The organism is Bacillus glycinifermentans (assembly GCF_001042475.2).
Classification (GTDB): domain Bacteria; phylum Bacillota; class Bacilli; order Bacillales; family Bacillaceae; genus Bacillus; species Bacillus glycinifermentans.
In genome coordinates this window covers 44,414-59,533 of sequence record NZ_LECW02000035.1, presented here as the reverse complement: position 1 = coordinate 59,533, position 15,120 = coordinate 44,414, and the positions used below count along the sequence as shown (strand labels likewise).

The 15,120-nt window shown below is 48.5% G+C and carries 15 protein-coding genes; 4 read left to right on the top strand and 11 right to left on the bottom strand.

Annotated features, from left to right (window positions below):
- Positions 1-48: 48 nt before the first annotated feature.
- Together AB447_RS18210 and AB447_RS18205 are read right to left on the bottom strand one after the other, a co-directional pair.
- Entirely contained in the window at positions 49-912 is an 864-nt protein-coding gene (locus AB447_RS18210; RefSeq protein ID WP_048356296.1) for a VOC family protein, read from the bottom strand.
- Positions 913-943: 31 nt separating this feature from the next.
- A complete protein-coding gene (locus tag AB447_RS18205; RefSeq protein WP_048356303.1) occupies positions 944-1,372 on the bottom strand; it encodes a DoxX family protein in 429 nt (142 codons plus the stop codon).
- Between the two features lie 233 nt (positions 1,373-1,605).
- On the opposite strand from AB447_RS18205, the gene AB447_RS18200 reads away from it, so the two are divergent.
- The gene (locus AB447_RS18200; RefSeq protein ID WP_048407241.1) at positions 1,606-1,941 is read left to right on the top strand and encodes a winged helix-turn-helix transcriptional regulator; all 336 of its coding nucleotides are present in this window, start codon (positions 1,606-1,608) and stop codon (positions 1,939-1,941) included.
- Between the two features lie 154 nt (positions 1,942-2,095).
- Complete coding sequence (locus AB447_RS18195) at positions 2,096-2,572, top strand: hypothetical protein (RefSeq protein ID WP_057957685.1); 477 nt, start codon at positions 2,096-2,098, stop codon at positions 2,570-2,572.
- Between the two features lie 59 nt (positions 2,573-2,631).
- Here the strand turns inward: AB447_RS18195 and AB447_RS18190 are convergent, their stop codons facing one another.
- From AB447_RS18190 to glvA, 3 genes are all read right to left on the bottom strand, one after another.
- Positions 2,632-4,218 carry an alpha-glucoside-specific PTS transporter subunit IIBC gene (locus AB447_RS18190; RefSeq protein ID WP_156416000.1) on the bottom strand — a complete coding sequence of 529 codons (1,587 nt, stop codon included), beginning with the start codon at positions 4,216-4,218 and terminating at the stop codon, positions 2,632-2,634.
- 21 nt (positions 4,219-4,239) lie between these two features.
- On the bottom strand, positions 4,240-5,022 hold the full coding sequence (locus AB447_RS18185) for a MurR/RpiR family transcriptional regulator (protein WP_048407250.1): 783 nt from the start codon (positions 5,020-5,022) through the stop codon (positions 4,240-4,242).
- Positions 5,023-5,132: 110 nt separating this feature from the next.
- Positions 5,133-6,482, bottom strand: coding sequence for a maltose-6'-phosphate glucosidase (gene glvA / locus AB447_RS18180; protein ID WP_048355080.1), 1,350 nt, complete (start codon positions 6,480-6,482; stop codon positions 5,133-5,135).
- 180 nt (positions 6,483-6,662) lie between these two features.
- Between glvA and AB447_RS18175 the strand changes: the two genes are divergently transcribed.
- Positions 6,663-6,989: a YnfA family protein gene (locus tag AB447_RS18175; protein WP_046130997.1), complete on the top strand. Its 327-nt coding sequence runs from the start codon at positions 6,663-6,665 to the stop codon at positions 6,987-6,989.
- On the opposite strand, the gene AB447_RS18170 is transcribed toward AB447_RS18175, so the two are convergent.
- The 5 genes from AB447_RS18170 to AB447_RS18150 all read right to left on the bottom strand — a co-directional run bounded on the left by AB447_RS18170 (position 6,990) and on the right by AB447_RS18150 (position 13,477).
- Positions 6,990-8,840, bottom strand: coding sequence for a sigma-54-dependent Fis family transcriptional regulator (locus tag AB447_RS18170; protein WP_048355081.1), 1,851 nt, complete (start codon positions 8,838-8,840; stop codon positions 6,990-6,992).
- A gap of 76 nt (positions 8,841-8,916) precedes the next feature.
- Positions 8,917-10,284: a dihydrolipoyl dehydrogenase gene (gene lpdA, locus AB447_RS18165; protein ID WP_048355082.1), complete on the bottom strand. Its 1,368-nt coding sequence runs from the start codon at positions 10,282-10,284 to the stop codon at positions 8,917-8,919.
- A gap of 15 nt (positions 10,285-10,299) precedes the next feature.
- On the bottom strand, positions 10,300-11,418 hold the full coding sequence (locus AB447_RS18160; RefSeq protein ID WP_057957684.1) for a dihydrolipoamide acetyltransferase family protein: 1,119 nt from the start codon (positions 11,416-11,418) through the stop codon (positions 10,300-10,302).
- Positions 11,419-11,442: 24 nt separating this feature from the next.
- Positions 11,443-12,477, bottom strand: coding sequence for an alpha-ketoacid dehydrogenase subunit beta (locus tag AB447_RS18155; protein WP_048355083.1), 1,035 nt, complete (start codon positions 12,475-12,477; stop codon positions 11,443-11,445).
- 25 nt (positions 12,478-12,502) lie between these two features.
- Positions 12,503-13,477 carry a thiamine pyrophosphate-dependent dehydrogenase E1 component subunit alpha gene (locus AB447_RS18150; protein WP_048355084.1) on the bottom strand — a complete coding sequence of 325 codons (975 nt, stop codon included), beginning with the start codon at positions 13,475-13,477 and terminating at the stop codon, positions 12,503-12,505.
- Between the two features lie 205 nt (positions 13,478-13,682).
- Between AB447_RS18150 and AB447_RS18145 the strand changes: the two genes are divergently transcribed.
- Positions 13,683-14,360, top strand: a complete 678-nt coding sequence (locus AB447_RS18145) for a DJ-1 family glyoxalase III (protein WP_156415999.1) — start codon at positions 13,683-13,685, stop codon at positions 14,358-14,360.
- Here the strand turns inward: AB447_RS18145 and AB447_RS18140 are convergent.
- Complete coding sequence (locus AB447_RS18140) at positions 14,272-15,108, bottom strand: PRD domain-containing protein (protein ID WP_048355085.1); 837 nt, start codon at positions 15,106-15,108, stop codon at positions 14,272-14,274. The genes AB447_RS18145 and AB447_RS18140 overlap by 89 nt on opposite strands.
- Between the last annotated feature and the right edge of the window lie 12 nt (positions 15,109-15,120).

Genomic DNA, 15,120 nt, shown 5'->3' with positions numbered 1-15,120 from the left:
TGTCATTGTTTACAGCATAAAAAAAAGATGAAACCAATCGTTTCATCTTTACTTAACGGCTAATCTGATATCGACTCCTGAAGCCGGATCTTTGACAAACCATGCGCCCTCTTTTCGGCGGGGCGCATGTCCTGAGCTTTTCAGCTTATAAATGGTGTTTTCAAGCTCGGCCTGATTCGGCAGAAGGACCGTATAATAAGCCATGCCGGCGGCTTCAGCCGGAGCAAAAGGAGCACCCTGCCCGGCCCACACATTTAATCCAATATGATGATGATAGCCGCCCGCAGAGACAAAAAGCGCTGACATGAATCGATAATCCCCCGCAATGCCAAATCCGAGGACAGAATGGTAGAAATCTTTTGCCTCTCTCAAGTCCCTCACGTGAAAATGAACATGGCCGATTTTTGTTTCAGGGGGAAGCCCCTTCCATTCCCGGTCACCGGCTTCTTCCAAAAGCCCCGCTATATCAACGGGCTCCGTTCCCATCACATAATTGCCCTCATCATCGCGATTCCAGCCTTCACGCGGCCGGTCCCGGTAGATTTCAATCCCGTTTTGATCCGGATCTGACAAATACAGCGCCTCGCTGACGAGGTGATCCCCCTGGCCGATTTCAATGTGCGAGCTGAGCAAGTTTTTCAAAGTCAAGCCCAGCTCTTTGCGGTTTGGCAGCAAAATAGCAAAATGATAAAGACCGGCAGCAGACCTTTCAGGGAGCACCACCGCATTTGGGATCTCTTCGATCAAAAGCAGCGGATGCATTCCGTCGGCGGTGAACTCCGCCGTCTTGTCATTCCGTTTTAACAATTGTAAGCCGATCACGCCCCGGTAAAAGGAGATGGACCTTTCGAGATTGCTGACCTTTAGCTTGACATGGCCCAGTTCTGTATGCGGATGTATTTGCTGAATCATTATCATTTCCTCCTTTTCCGGCGCTGTTTCCTTAAGACAATTTCTCAGACAAATCTTCTTGCTGTTTGGCGCGAAACAATCTGTCCAGAGACAGCATGCTGCTTCCGCTCAATGCAAGGGAAACGGACATTGCAAGGAGCGCGACATCAAATTCATAGCCCGCGCCGCCGTCAGTTCCCATGAACCCGGCGGAAAGCTTCACTGTGAAAATAGCTCCGAGCATGACAACAGCAAATAAAACTCCGATAATCCGCGTACCAAGGCCAAGGATCATCAAGGCTCCTCCGGCCAGCTCGATGATCGCTACGATATAAGCAAGAAAGCCCGGAATCCCGACACTGCTGAAAAATCCGACTGTGTTTTCAATTCCCCCTTGAAACTTTGACAATCCGTGAAGGAAAAACGTAAAACCTGTAATCAGACGTAATATTAATGCACCAATTTCGTATTTTTTATTCATCATAATCTCCTTTTTGGTTTTATTTTAAGTCCGCAATCTTGAACACCAGCAAACATCCATCCTATCAATCTATTAACATCTCATCAGGTGTGACAATAATATCCTCCTTTTTTCGTTCGTTACTTACTTTGTGTAAGTTAGTATATATAAATAACATACTTACGTCAAGACATTTCCTGATCTTTGCTCATTTATTCGAAAATCGCTATAATATACCTAGAGAGGTGAAGAACATGAGCCTATCATCTTTATGTCCCAAATTTGAAAAAGGAATGAAAATGATAAGTCAGCGCTGGAACGGATTGATCATTCACCAGCTTCTAAACGGCCCGCAGCGGTTTTGTCATATAGAATCATCCCTTCCCATCAGCGGAAGGCTGTTATCCGAAAGATTAAAAGAACTTGAACATGAAGGTATCATCCACCGCCACGTTTACCCCGAAACCCCCGTGCGGATTGAGTACTCCCTGACAGAAAAAGGACAAGCGCTTGAACCCGTGCTAAGAGGAATCGAAGACTGGTCGCAGAAATGGGTCGAAATCGAAAACCTTCAGAAAAAAAATCATTAAAAAGGCATGCCGACAGGGCATTGCCTTTTTTGTTTGCTGCATTTCAGTTTTTCCTATAGTCAATTATACGTTTTCAAACGGCAAAACCCCCTTTCCCCTCCTTTGCAGCACTTCAATCCATGGTATAGTGAAAGGGCGGAAAGGAGGCGAAAACATGAGCGCAGCACTCGAACAAACCATCAGGACCATATTCAGAGAAGAGCTTCATCCTTTTAAAAAGGAACTCATCTTAATTAAAGACGAAGTCAGCTTTATTAAAAAGGACCTGGCTTCTGTTAAGGGTGAGGTCGGCTTCTTAAAAAAAGATTTTACTTCTCTTAAAGACGAAATGAGCACTCTCAAAAAAGACCTCACATCGTTTAAAAAAGAATTTACATCTTTTAAAGTGAAAACCTTGGCACATCAAAAACATTTTGATCACTTTAAAACCGAGGTCTTTTCTATGCTCGGGGCGCTTAAAGAAGCGCAGGAGAAAACCCAGGCAGAACTGTCCGCTTTTAAGCTTGATACAGGAAAGAAGTTCGATAAATTATTTCAAAGAACCTCGTTTTTCGATCACAACCTGAATGAGATGACAAAGGAAATTGCGGCCAGTAGGCGCGATATCGAAAAACTGAAGTTTAATGCATAAAGCCGGGCACATAAAAAAGCTGCCTTGTCTCAAAATGTTTAAAGGCAGCATGCTCTTTTTTAGCTGTCCAGCAGCTTCTCCACTCTTTCCCTTACCTGAGGAACCGAAAGGCCGATAATAATCTGCAAAGCTTTGCCGTTCCTGACCACACCGTGGGCGCCCAGCGCTTTAAATTCGCTGTCCGGCTGCACTTTTGATTCGTCATAGACGCTAACCCTCAAACGCGTCGCACAATTCGTCACTTCCGCGATGTTATCTTTTCCGCCGAGGGCGCGAATACAAAGGACCGCTTGATCTTCTTCGTGTTCCCTGCCCGCTGAAACCTCTTTTTCTGAATGCTTCTTCGCCTTGAAATCTTGTTTTGTATAAAACTTCGTTTCCTGCTGTTCACCTTTTTCCCGTCCCGGTGTTGCGATGTCCATTTTTAAAATCAGGAACCTGAATACGAAGAAATAGATGACTGAGAAGGAAAGGCCGATCAATATTTGAAATAGATAAGTGCTGCCATGCGAATGAAAGAGCGGTATCCAGTTGAGCGTCAAGATTTCGATTAAACCTCCGCCCATATTCCCGACAACTCCGCAAACATACATCAATGTCGCCATTGTAGCCGCTAAAAGGCTGTGGACCAAAAACAGCAAAGGCGAGATGAATAAAAAGGTAAACTCAATCGGTTCTGTGATGCCGGCTATCATGGCCGTCAAGGTAATCGGAATCAACAAGCCGGCTACGATTTTTTTCTTTTCCTTTTTGGCTGTCACATAAATGGCAAGCGCGATTCCAAGAATTCCGAAGATCTTGGAGTTTCCGTGAAGCGCAAACCCGCCCTGCGGAAACAGCTCCTTCAGCGGCTGCGCACTGGCTGAAAACTCCCCAAGGTGCTGGGCCCAATAGGTGACAATCCCGCCTTCAACAACGGCCGGTCCGAAAACAAACGGCGTGTAGATGAAATGATGAAGCCCCGTCGGAATCAAGACCCTTTCAAGAAATGTGTAGACCCATACGCCAAATGCGCCCGACCCCACGAGAAATGTTTGCAGTGATGCAATGCCGCCTTGAACCATCGGCCAAATATACGCTGTTGCCAAAGCGACCGGCAGCATGACGGCAAACGAGATGATCACGACAAATGAAGAACCTTGAAAAATCCCCAGAAAGTCGGGCAGCTTTTTATCAAAGTAGCGATTGTGGATATACACGACAATAGAAGAAATCAAAATCGCGCCAATGATGTTTGTGTCAAGCGTTTTGATGCCTGCAATTTCTGCAAGTCCGCTGGTTCCCCCGGCTTCCTGACTCATGTCTACGCCGAAAAAATCGCCCCATACGGTGAGGATGGCGCTGATAAAATAGTTAAAGGTCAAATAGGTGGTAAGCGCTTCCAAGCATGCGCGCGCCTGAGCTTTTTTCGCGAGGGCGATCGGGATGCCGACCGCGAACAACAGCGGCATCTGCCTAAATACGGTCCAGCCCCCTTCCTCAATGATATACCAGCATTTATACCAAAAGGTGTCAGGCCGGGCGATCGCCCCCATCAGCTGGTCGTTTTTAAATAAAGTGCTCAGTCCCACGACGATTCCCGCAAAAGCAAATAACAAAACCGGAACAAACATGGCGCTTCCGAATCGCTGCACTTTTTGCATCAATGTAAAATCCCCCCTTGTTTATTAAACATGATTTTTTTCGGTCCGGTTCTTTTCTTCAGTGTAATCGATATAACTGCGAAACAACGCTTCCCCGACGAGAAAAAAAGGAGCAAACGCCGTCAGTTCTGTATGAGAAGAAATCGTTACAGGCTGGCTTGTCGCATAGAGGTTGTACGGCGTCAATTGGGCGAGTAAATTATTTTTCAGATTGGTCAGGGAAATAAACGGAATCCCTTTTGCAGAGAGCGTTTGGGCTTGCGGAATCAGAGACGGGGTTTCTCCGGACAGCGAAATGATAATGATAAGGTCTTGATCGGTGAAATCAGACATCATCATTTCGAATTCGATTTGATCTTTGATAACCATTAAATACTTGTGCCGGGGTATAAACATGCGCTGCAGCTCGCAAGCGCAGGAAGTTTGGGCCGTGCCGGAGCCGTACACAAAAATACGGTCTGCTTCGTCAATGAGCTTGCACATCTTCCGCATATCCGTATTTTTCAAATATTTCATGCTGGCTTCCATATCCCTCATCAGCCCTTCGAAAGAACGGCACTCATCCCGCTCTTCCTCCCGCTTCTCCGCCTCCCACTTCAAAAACACCCGAAATTCGCTGTATCCGCTGAAATCAAGCTTTTGAGAAAGCCTTAAAATAGAAGTGCGTGAAACATTGCACTTTTTAGCCAGTTCATTTATGCCGAACTTGTAGCAGGTATCCTGATGATTCAAAATATATTTCAAAATATGAAAATCATTTTCATTTAGTTTTTTATAATGCTTGTTCATCAATTCTTCCAATTGCATCATGTTCACCCCATTTTTTCTCTATTTTTATTATATAAAATACGAGAAAAAATGGGGGTTATGCCAAGCAATGAATCACCTGCCGGTTGGCATGTAAAGCGTGACGTTCTTTATAAAGACGGCTGAAGGTTTTTTTCTGCCAGCGGCGGCCAGTAATCTTTGTTTGCTTCAACCAGGTCGTCTAAAATGAGCTTTGCCGTTCGTGCGTTTGGAACCGTCTGCGACAACGTCAGCGCCTGCCACAGTTTTTGATATGACTTTTCAATCCACGCTTCGACAACCAGCTTTTCAACGGATACCTGCTGTTCCATCAGTCCTTTTTGGAACTGCGGAATCCGGCCGACCGTGATCGGCTCTGGCCCGTTTTTGCCGACGATACACGGTACCTCAACCATTGCCGTCGGATCAAAGTTTTCGATCGTACCGTTGTTTTCAACGATTAACAGCATCCGTTCCCCCGTATTATATGCGAGCGCACGGGCAAGGTCGACGATATATGAAGCATGGTCATCAATTTTGATTTGGCTGTCTGCAGACGATTGCGCCCTGACGATTTTTTCGCATTCGCCGAAAATGAATTTTTCCCGGCCCTCCATGACTTCGTTCGCCCGGGTAAAATCGGGATTCGATTTTTTCACCATATCATCCGGGTAGAAATAATATTGCAAGTATGTGTTTGGCAGCGTATCCGGATCAAGCTGGTAGACTTCGCGGGCCTTTTTGAAGGTATCATTCCAGCTTGCTTCCGCCTGTTCTTGTTCGTTTTTCGGAATGTAGCCGAACTTTCCGACGTGTTCCTTGATCGCCGGCATCAGATCGTTTCCGGCCTTGTCACAGATTGACGTCCACCAGCCAAAGTGATTGAGGCCGTAATAACGGACGATCATTTCTTTCCGGGAAGACAATCCGAGGATTTGGGCCATTCTGTCTTCAATGCCGATCGGCATATCGCATATGTTCAGCACTTTTGAAGTCGGACGCAGCCTTCTCGTCGCCTCGGCGACAATGGCAGCCGGATTGGAATAGTTGAGCATCCACGCATCAGGAGAATAGGTCTCCATAAAATCGATCAGCTCAAGAACGCCGCCGATGGATCTCATTCCATAGGCGATTCCTCCAGGTCCGCACGTCTCCTGGCCGACAACTCCGTATTTCAGAGGGATTTTTTCGTCAAGCTCCCTCATCGCATATTTTCCGACCCTGATATGAGCCATCACAAAATCGACCTCAGAAAACGCTTCTTTCGGATCTGTCGTCGCCAAAAATTCAATATAAGGCGCCCTCTCTTTAATCAACACTTCACAGGCCCCGGCGATTTTGTTTTGGCGCTCTTCGTCATTATCGTAAAGCTTCAGGCGGGAGATCGGAAAGTCATCAAGATTGTCCAGCAGCATCAAAACGATTCCCGGGGTAAATGTGCTTCCTCCTCCGGCTATGACGATTGAATACGATTTGTTCATTTTATTGCCCCCTTATAAGCGTTTACATGTTACTTATATCACGCTTTACATCGGCATCCAACAGGTTTGGGGCAGACAGTTCCTATAATCGTGTTCTGTTTATTTTCACGGAAAGCGGGAAATTTCCCATGGCATTATTGTACAATCTGTGTAAGACATCGTAATTGGAGTGTTTCGTTTATGCTGATTGCATTGCTATTATTTCTACTTGCGGGTTTGGCTGAAATCGGCGGGGGCTATCTTGTTTGGCTGTGGCTGAGGGAGTCCAAGCCGGCTTGGTACGGAATTTGCGGAAGTCTGATTTTAATCGCTTACGGGATCATCCCAACGTTGCAGAAGTTCCCGTCATTCGGCCGGGTGTATGCGGCCTACGGCGGTGTGTTTATCATTCTTGCCGTTCTGTGGGGCTGGTGGGTCGACAAAAAAACCCCTGACCTCTATGACTGGGTCGGGGCTGTCATCTGTTTAGCGGGTGTATGCATCATGCTTTGGGCGCCGAGGGGATAGCTATAAATTATACTTTTGCAGGCGCTTGTAGAACGTGCTTCTCGGAATGCCTGCCAGCTTTGCGGCCTTTGTCACATTGCCTTTCGTTTTTTGCAAAGCCTCCATCATCGTATGTTTTTGGATATGCTCCCTGAATGTAAGCGGCGCACTTGAACAGTGATCTGCGGCAGGCGATCCTGAACTTTGCCAATCGAGCGCGCCCAGGACCGGTTCATAATCGGCCTCGCAGATCATCCCGCCGGATGGAAACAACACTCTCAGACGTTCAAAAACATTGAAAAGTTCACGAATGTTTCCAGGCCAATGGTATTCTTCAAGCCGCCGAAAAAAATGATCGGGACATTCGGCATTCCACTGATGCTTCTTTTTGTAATGGGTGAACAAATCGGGAATATCTTCTTTCCGTTCTCTCAGCGGCGGAATGTTGACGGGGTAGACATGAAGGCGGTAATACAAATCTTTGCGAATCTTCCCTTTTCGTAAAAGCTCGGTAATATCGCGATGGGTTGCGGAAATGATTCTGATGTCTAAAGGAATGTCATGAGTGCCGCCGATCGGGGTGACCTTTCGCTCCTCGATGATCCTTAACAGCGCAACTTGCATCGCATGGGGGATTTCGCCGATTTCATCCAAGAAGATCGTTCCTTTGTCAGCCTGCTCAAATTTCCCTTTTGAGCCGCGGCGTTTCGCCCCGGTGAACGCGCCTTCCGCATAGCCGAACAGTTCGCTTTCCATTAAGCTTTCAGGAATGGCGCCGCAATTCACGGCAATAAAAGGGCCGTTTCTTCTGGCGCTCCCCTCATGGATCGCCCTTGCCGCCAGTTCTTTTCCAGAACCTGTTTCCCCCCATATGTATACGTTGGCATCCGTATTTGCTGCCATTTTCATTTCGTTGAGCGCCTTTTGAAATATCTCGCTTGTTCCTGCGGCTCCTCTATAGCTGAAATAGGATAAAAATGTTCCGGCATGTTCTTTTCGCGGGGCTTCTCTCAATGAGATTGAGGTTCCGAGCGGCTCTCCGTTTATGTCTGAGACAACTTTCTGTTCCTCACGGGTGTAACACCCTCGGCTAAGCAATTCATTGACATTCAAGCCGCGCCAGTCTGAAAAACGCTCGCGCACCGGCTTGCTTGCTGAAACGATCGCTTTTTTATCATTGCAGACGACGAACGGTTCATCAGAATCGATGATCTCAAGACAACGGTTGACGAGTTCCATTTCTTTTCGTTTCGAGCGGACATTGATTTCGCGTTCAATGGCATGGGCCGCGGTCGCTGCCATGCCGAGCATAAAAGGGTGCCGCCTGTCCGCGAGACAGGAAATGTCAATGACGCCTAAGATCGTTCCGTCCTCATGCCGGATCGGGGCGGCTGAACAGCTCCATTGATGGGAGGCGACGGAGTAATGCTCCGTTCCGTTAATCGTGACGGCCTCGCCGATTTCAAGCGCCGTACCGATTGCGTTTGTGCCGACTTCCGTTTCTGTCCAGCACACCCCTTCGACAAAATTGATTTTTCCCGCTTCTTCAAGCGTTCTTTGGCTTCCCGCCAAGCTTAGCACATAGCCTTCTCCATCGATGAGAAGAGCCATCATTTCCGATTCTTCCAATTCAAGGCTGATCTTTTTCAAATAAGGCAGGGCGGCATCAAAAAATTCGGAATGCTTCTGTTTTTGAGCGTTGAACAAATCCTTTTGCAATATTGACCGTCCTTTATCTAAATACGGATTCACATTTGCATTTTTACAGCGGTACCATGATTCCATGACTCTTTTGTTCAGGCGGGACCCGTCAAGCAGCCCCTCCTGAACGAAGCGCTTCCACGTATTTAAATAGCAGGGCGTCGGATTCATTCCATCCTCTCCTAAGGGCTTTTTTCTCATTATAGAGAATTATAAAAGCGCTTTCAACATTGCTTTTTTAGACGCATCAGCAATGGACGGCCTGCCCCGTGGTTTGCAGCAATGCTTCGTGAATCGTTTCTGAAAGAGTCGGATGTGCAGCGATCAAATTCTCCATTGCGTCAGCCGTCATCTCGGCATGCATCATAATGGATGCCTGCCCGATCAGTTCGGTGGCATTCGGCCCGATGATAGACACGCCGACGATCTCGTTATATTCCGGCTCCGTGATGATTTTCACCTTGCCGACAGGCTCGTGTAAGATGAGCGCTTTCCCATTCGCGGAAAACGAAAACTCTCCCACCCGAATATCGCCATATCGTTCCCTTGCTATCTTTTCATTCAGTCCGACGCCGGCGATTTCAGGTGAAGTATAGATGCAGCGCGGGATGATCTCGCCGCTTGCCTGCACGTCTTTGCCCGAGGCGTGGGAAGCGGCGATTTTTCCTTCGTGAAAAGCCGCGTGTGCAAGCTGTACGCCTCCCGTTACATCACCGCAGGCGTAGATGTGCGGAAGGTTCGTTTGCATATGCTGATTAACGTAAATGCCCCTGCTGTCATATTGAATTCCGATATGATCAAGGTTTAAATCCGACACCCTCGGCTTCCGGCCAATCGCGGTTAAACAAACGTCCGCACCGATTTCTACTCCATTGTTCAAAAAGGCTTTCTTCTGAATGTGATCAAGCCGTTCAACAGATACGGATGTCATGACGTCGACTCCGGATTGTTCCAGCTTGCTGCGCAAAAATGCGGCGATGTCAGGGTCCTCTTCAGGCAGAATCTGCCCGGCTTTCTCAGCGATGACGACTTTAGCGCCCATTCTGCTGAAAATGCTCGCGAATTCGCAGCCGATGATGCCTCCTCCGATGATGAAAATCGAGTCGGGAATGGACGGAAGCGCCATGGCATCGCCGCTATGGATGATCCACTTCCCGTCAAGAGGGGCGAACGGCAGCTCCGCCGGTTCAGAACCTGACGCGATGATCGCTTGATCGGCTTTGACGACCTCCCTCTTCCCTTCTCCTTCCACGAGAATGTCACGTTCAGAGAGAAAAGACGCTTTTCCGTTCAGCACCTTGATCCTGTTTTTGTTCATTAAATAGGTGATGCCTCCTAAAAGCTTTCGGACGATCGCCGTTTTTCGCTTCTGAACGGCCTGCCATCGAATGACGGCTCCTTCTTGGGGCAGATCAATGCCGAACTCATTGGCCGCCTTGATTTTCTCATACAAATCCGCGCTTTCAAGCAGCGCTTTTGTCGGAATGCAGCCTTCGTTCAGACACGTCCCTCCCAATGGCCCGCGGTCAATCAATATGACTTCCCTGCCGAGGCGGGCGGCGGTAATCGCCGCCACATATCCTCCCGGTCCTCCTCCGATAATGGCGAGGGTCATGTTTTCACCTTCTTTCTATAAAAGAATCGATGCCGGGTTTTCCAAATACGTTTTTACGGTTGACAGAAACGCCGCGGCCGGCGCCCCGTCGAGCGCTCGATGATCAAACGTCAGGCTCAGCGGAAGAATATCGCTTTTGCACAATTCCCCTTCCTTGTAAACGGGCGTTTCGTACATCCGGCCGATTCCGAGGATTCCCGCCTCAGGCGGATTCAAGATCGGTGTGAAATGCTCAACTCCGTATGCCCCCAGGTTTGTGATCGTAAATGTTGAACCTTCAATCTCATCGTGAAGAAGCCGGCCTTCGCGCGCTTTCTCAGCGTACCATTTTATTTTTTTGGCCAGTTCGATTAATGGTAGGCGCTCGGCATGGCGGATGACGGGAACCGCCAAACCGCCGTCCAATGCGGCCGCAATTCCTAGATGGACGTGTTCATAAACCGAAAGCCTTTCGTCTTGATATGAGCTGTTCATCTCAGGGTGCTCCAATAGCGAAAGCGTCGCCGCCCTTGCGGCAAAATCGGTCATCGTCAGCTTCGTATCATATTTTGTTTTGGCCGTTTCATTAAGCTGATGCTGCAGGACGGTCAGCTTCGTTACATCGGCTTTCATCGTGATGGTAAGCTGTGCGCTGTTTTGCAGGCTTTCCGTCATCCTTGCGGCGATCGTCTTCCTCATCGTGCTCACAAACTGCTGATCATTTTCGGCCGGCTGTGTTTTCGGCTCCTCAGGAAGCGCCTTTAAAACATCAGCCTTCGTAATCCTTCCGCCCGGTCCAGTTCCCTGGATCGAATGAATGTCCACGTTTGCGCCTTCAGCGATTTTACGGGCGGCTGGAGAAATTTTCAGGCGTTCTCCCGCCGGTTTCGGTTGTTTTTCTTTCGGAGCCTTTTCGCTTTCATCGCCGATACAGCAGATGACGGTTCCCGGCGGCACGCCTTCTCCTTCAGGCACTTTAATTTCTAAAACGGTCCCTTTTGCCGGAGACTCGATGTCCATTTCGATCTTTTCAGAGTTGATGCTTGCGATGCTTTCTCCTTTTTCAACAAATTCCCCGGCTTTTTTATTCCAGGCGGACACGATACCTTCTTTCATTGACATTCCAAGCTTTGGCATGACAACTTCGACGGCCATATTTTTCTCTCTCCTTTCTTAATGTCACACGCCTTGAGATGACGTCTCTCCCACAAGCTCCAAAACGGTGTTCATGACCTTGTCAGGCGTCGGGAGATAGATGTCTTCAAGCGGCGGCGAAAACGGGACAGGTGTGTGCGGCGCCGTCACCTTTTTGATCGGGGCGTCCAGCAAATCAAATCCCTTATCTGCGACCAGTGAGGCGATATCCGCGGCGATGCCGCACCTCGGATTCGCTTCATCAACGATCACGAGCCGGTTTGTTTTTTCCACTGAAGCGAGAATCGCCTCTTCATCAAGCGGCGACAAGCTGCGCGGATCAAGGACTTCCGCCTCGATTCCCCGGGCCGCAAGCTGTTCCGCTGCTTCTAAAGCCGTGTTGACCTGTTTGCCGACAGCGAAGATCGTCACGTCAGAACCTTCCCGCTTCACATCCGCCTTGCCGATCGGAAGCGTGTAATAACCTTCAGGGACGTCGCCGGTCATGTTGTATAATGTTTTGTCTTCAAAGAAGATGACGGGATCTGGATCTTCAATCGCCGCGAGCAGCAAGCCTTTGGCATCATAAGGCGCAGAAGGCACGACCACTTTCAGCCCCGGAATGCTTGTAAAAAGGGCATACAGGCTTTGCGAATGCTGAGCAGCCGCTCTGAAGCCCGCCCCGTACGTCGTTCTGATCGTTACCGGCACCTCCGCTTTTCCGCCGAACATATAGCGGAACTTCGCACCTTGATTCAGCACCTGGTCCAAACAGCTGCCGATAAAATCATTGAACATCAATTCGGCGATCGGCCTGAGACCCGTTGAAGCGGCAGCCATTGCGGCGCCGATATACCCTGCTTCACTGATCGGCGTATCGAGGACCCGCTCCCTTCCGAATTCCTGAACGAGCCCCTTTGTCACGCCAAGCACGCCGCCCCATGCTTCATCATCCTGCAGGTGATCGACGTTTGCACCGCCGGCAACGTCTTCCCCCATTAAAATGACATCGGCGTCTTTTCTCATCGCCAGTTTGATCGCTTCATTGAGCGCGCCGGACACGCTTAATACTCTCGCCATTTTTCAATTCCCCCTTTTGAATCGATTAATAGGAAACATACACGTCTGTCAGCAGTTCGGCTTGATCCGGATACGGGCTTTTTTCGCTGAACTCGACCGCTTCCTCGACCGCTTCTGCGACAGATGTTTCAATCCGGTCAAGCTCCTCTTCAGTCAGCTTCTGACTTGTCAGCAATTCGCGTCTGAAAGTAGAGATCGCATCTTTTTCTTCTTGATGCTCCAGTTTTTCTTCGCTCGTCTTGTAGCGCTGGGCATCCCCTTCAAAATGGCCGTAATTGCGATATGTGATGCATTCGATTAATGTCGGTCCTTCGCCGTTTTTCGCCCGTTTTACCGCCTCTTCGGCCGCTTGATAGACGGCCATCACGTCTTTTCCATCCACTTGTACGCCTGGAATCCCGTAGCCCGCGGCACGATCGGCGATCGCTGTGCAGCTCGACGCATAGGAAAACGGTGTCGCTTCACCGTAGCCGTTATTTTCGGCGACGAAGATAACGGGCAGCTTCCAGATGGCGGCGAGATTGATCCCTTCGTGGAAAGTGCCTTGATTGTTTGCGCCGTCACCGAAAAAGCAAACGCTTACATTTTTCTCGCCTTTATATTTGGCTGTTAGAGCAGCACCGCAGGCCAACGGAAAACCGCCGCCGACAATCCCGTTTGCGCCGAGCATTCCTTTGTCAAAGTCTGCGATGTGCATCGATCCTCCCTTGCCCTTGCAAAGCCCTGTCGCTTTTCCGTAGATCTCAGCCATCATTCCCTTGATGTCGCACCCTTTTGCGATGCAATGCCCGTGACCGCGGTGCGTGCTCGTGATGCTGTCTTTGTCGTTTAAATGTGCGCAGACGCCGACCGCAACCGCTTCTTCCCCAGCATAAAGGTGGACAAATCCCGGCAATATTCCCTGGGCGAACAGCTCATGCACCTTGTCTTCGAATTTGCGGATTTCGAGCATTTTTTGGTACATCCATTCCGCTTTTTCCTTTGTCAATGCCGCTACCATTACACAAAACCTCCCTATCTTTTTATCGCTCACTTTTTATTAAGCAAAAATCGTGCCAACATAAAAAAGCCGCTCCGCCGCAGATGGATCTCAAAGAGACTGGCGAAAAAAGAAACAAAATGAGACCCGTGTCTCGTTTTGTCTACGAATGATTTGCCAGAAAAACTTTTTGGCCGTTAGAATGGAGATTAAGGAGGTCGATTCCATGACAAAAGCATATGTCTTTTTAATTGACGGATTTGAAGAAATCGAAGCCATTGCAACGATCGATATTTTACGGAGGGCAGAAGTGGAAACCGTCACCGTCTCCCTCGATCCCGAACGAAGCGTCAAAGGCGGGCACGGCATCGTCGTTGAAGCTGACAAAATGTTTGACGACGCCGACTTTCGGGAAGCGGACATGCTGATTCTGCCGGGAGGAAACGTGGGAAGCAAAAAAATGCTTGAGCATGATGCCCTGCATGAGACTTTAAAAGAAGCCGCAGCATCCGGAACTTACGTTGCCGCCATCTGCGCCGCGACGATGACGCTCGGAAAAACGGGGCTTGTCAGCGGCAAAAAAGCAACCTGCTACCCCGGCGTTGAGAAGGAGCTTACAGGAGCGGACATCGTCACGGATGAAAACGTCGTGATGGACGGAAATATCATTACCTCCCGCGGGCCTGCGACGACGATCCCGTTCGCCTTAAAGCTGGCCGAATTGTTAAACGGCAAAGAAAAGCCGATGCAGTTGCTAAAGGAATGCTCGTCCAATAAAAAACACCGGCTCAGACTGCCGGTGTTTTCTTATAATGTTAAATCGACCGCTGGTAAAACCTTTGAATATGCATTGAAATATAGCATAATTCCTTTTCCGGAAATTCAAACCCGTATTCTTTTTTGACGAATTTCCCGATTTCGCGCGCGCACAAAAAGGCTTGTCTGAACCTCTTTTTAATCAGGTCCATCATGTCACTATCAAGTTCATAAAAGGTCTCACCCGCTTCGACGTGCTGAATCGCAAAGCGGAGATGCGTGACAAGCCTTTCATATGAAATCGTTTCGTCTTTGATCGTGATGTTCAACCTGTTTTCGATGATTCTGATGATGTCCCTGATCATCGTCGTAAGGTCGAGCGTTTTGGTCATATCCCCGGCGTTTGTTTTGGCGGTATGTATATGTAAAGCGATGTTTGCGACTTCATCCTCGGGAATGTCGATGTGAAGCTTCTCTTTAATGAGCGCTTTCGCCCAGCGTCCGATTTGGAATTCTTTCGTATATAGGACTTTGACTTCATGAAGCAGCGGATTTTTGATGACCATTCCTTTGCTCAGACGTTCAATCGCAAACGACAGGTGGTCTGAGAAAGCAACATGGATCCGCTCGTGGATTTTAATCCCCAGCTCTTTTTCCGCATGAGAGATGATGTCCTCTGCAATCTGAATGTGATCCTCCGGGAGCGTTTTTAATATATTCTCAAACTGGAGGTACTCTGTTGAATCTTTTTTGACAAAGATTTTTTCGATTTTAGACCTGTCCACGACATCATTTTTCTTTTTCTGAAAGGCGATTCCGGACCCCAGTACGATTTTTTCTTCATCACGGTCTTTCACTACCAGCGCGTTGTTATTTAAGATTTTCTTGATTTTCATAGCTGCCTTCCT

What these genes read in the sequence shown, in the direction of transcription:
- AB447_RS18210 (WP_048356296.1), bottom strand. Translation starts at nt 912, where the DNA reads ATGATTCAGCAAATACATCCGCATACAGAACTGGGCCATGTCAAGCTA.
- AB447_RS18205 (WP_048356303.1), bottom strand. Translation starts at nt 1,372, where the DNA reads ATGAATAAAAAATACGAAATTGGTGCATTAATATTACGTCTGATTACA.
- AB447_RS18200 (WP_048407241.1), top strand. Translation starts at nt 1,606, where the DNA reads ATGAGCCTATCATCTTTATGTCCCAAATTTGAAAAAGGAATGAAAATG.
- AB447_RS18195 (WP_057957685.1), top strand. Translation starts at nt 2,096, where the DNA reads ATGAGCGCAGCACTCGAACAAACCATCAGGACCATATTCAGAGAAGAG.
- AB447_RS18185 (WP_048407250.1), bottom strand. Translation starts at nt 5,022, where the DNA reads ATGCAATTGGAAGAATTGATGAACAAGCATTATAAAAAACTAAATGAA.
- glvA (WP_048355080.1), bottom strand. Translation starts at nt 6,482, where the DNA reads ATGAACAAATCGTATTCAATCGTCATAGCCGGAGGAGGAAGCACATTT.
- AB447_RS18175 (WP_046130997.1), top strand. Translation starts at nt 6,663, where the DNA reads ATGCTGATTGCATTGCTATTATTTCTACTTGCGGGTTTGGCTGAAATC.
- AB447_RS18170 (WP_048355081.1), bottom strand. Translation starts at nt 8,840, where the DNA reads ATGAATCCGACGCCCTGCTATTTAAATACGTGGAAGCGCTTCGTTCAG.
- lpdA (WP_048355082.1), bottom strand. Translation starts at nt 10,284, where the DNA reads ATGACCCTCGCCATTATCGGAGGAGGACCGGGAGGATATGTGGCGGCG.
- AB447_RS18160 (WP_057957684.1), bottom strand. Translation starts at nt 11,418, where the DNA reads ATGGCCGTCGAAGTTGTCATGCCAAAGCTTGGAATGTCAATGAAAGAA.
- AB447_RS18155 (WP_048355083.1), bottom strand. Translation starts at nt 12,477, where the DNA reads ATGGCGAGAGTATTAAGCGTGTCCGGCGCGCTCAATGAAGCGATCAAA.
- AB447_RS18150 (WP_048355084.1), bottom strand. Translation starts at nt 13,477, where the DNA reads ATGGTAGCGGCATTGACAAAGGAAAAAGCGGAATGGATGTACCAAAAA.
- AB447_RS18145 (WP_156415999.1), top strand. Translation starts at nt 13,683, where the DNA reads ATGACAAAAGCATATGTCTTTTTAATTGACGGATTTGAAGAAATCGAA.
- AB447_RS18140 (WP_048355085.1), bottom strand. Translation starts at nt 15,108, where the DNA reads ATGAAAATCAAGAAAATCTTAAATAACAACGCGCTGGTAGTGAAAGAC.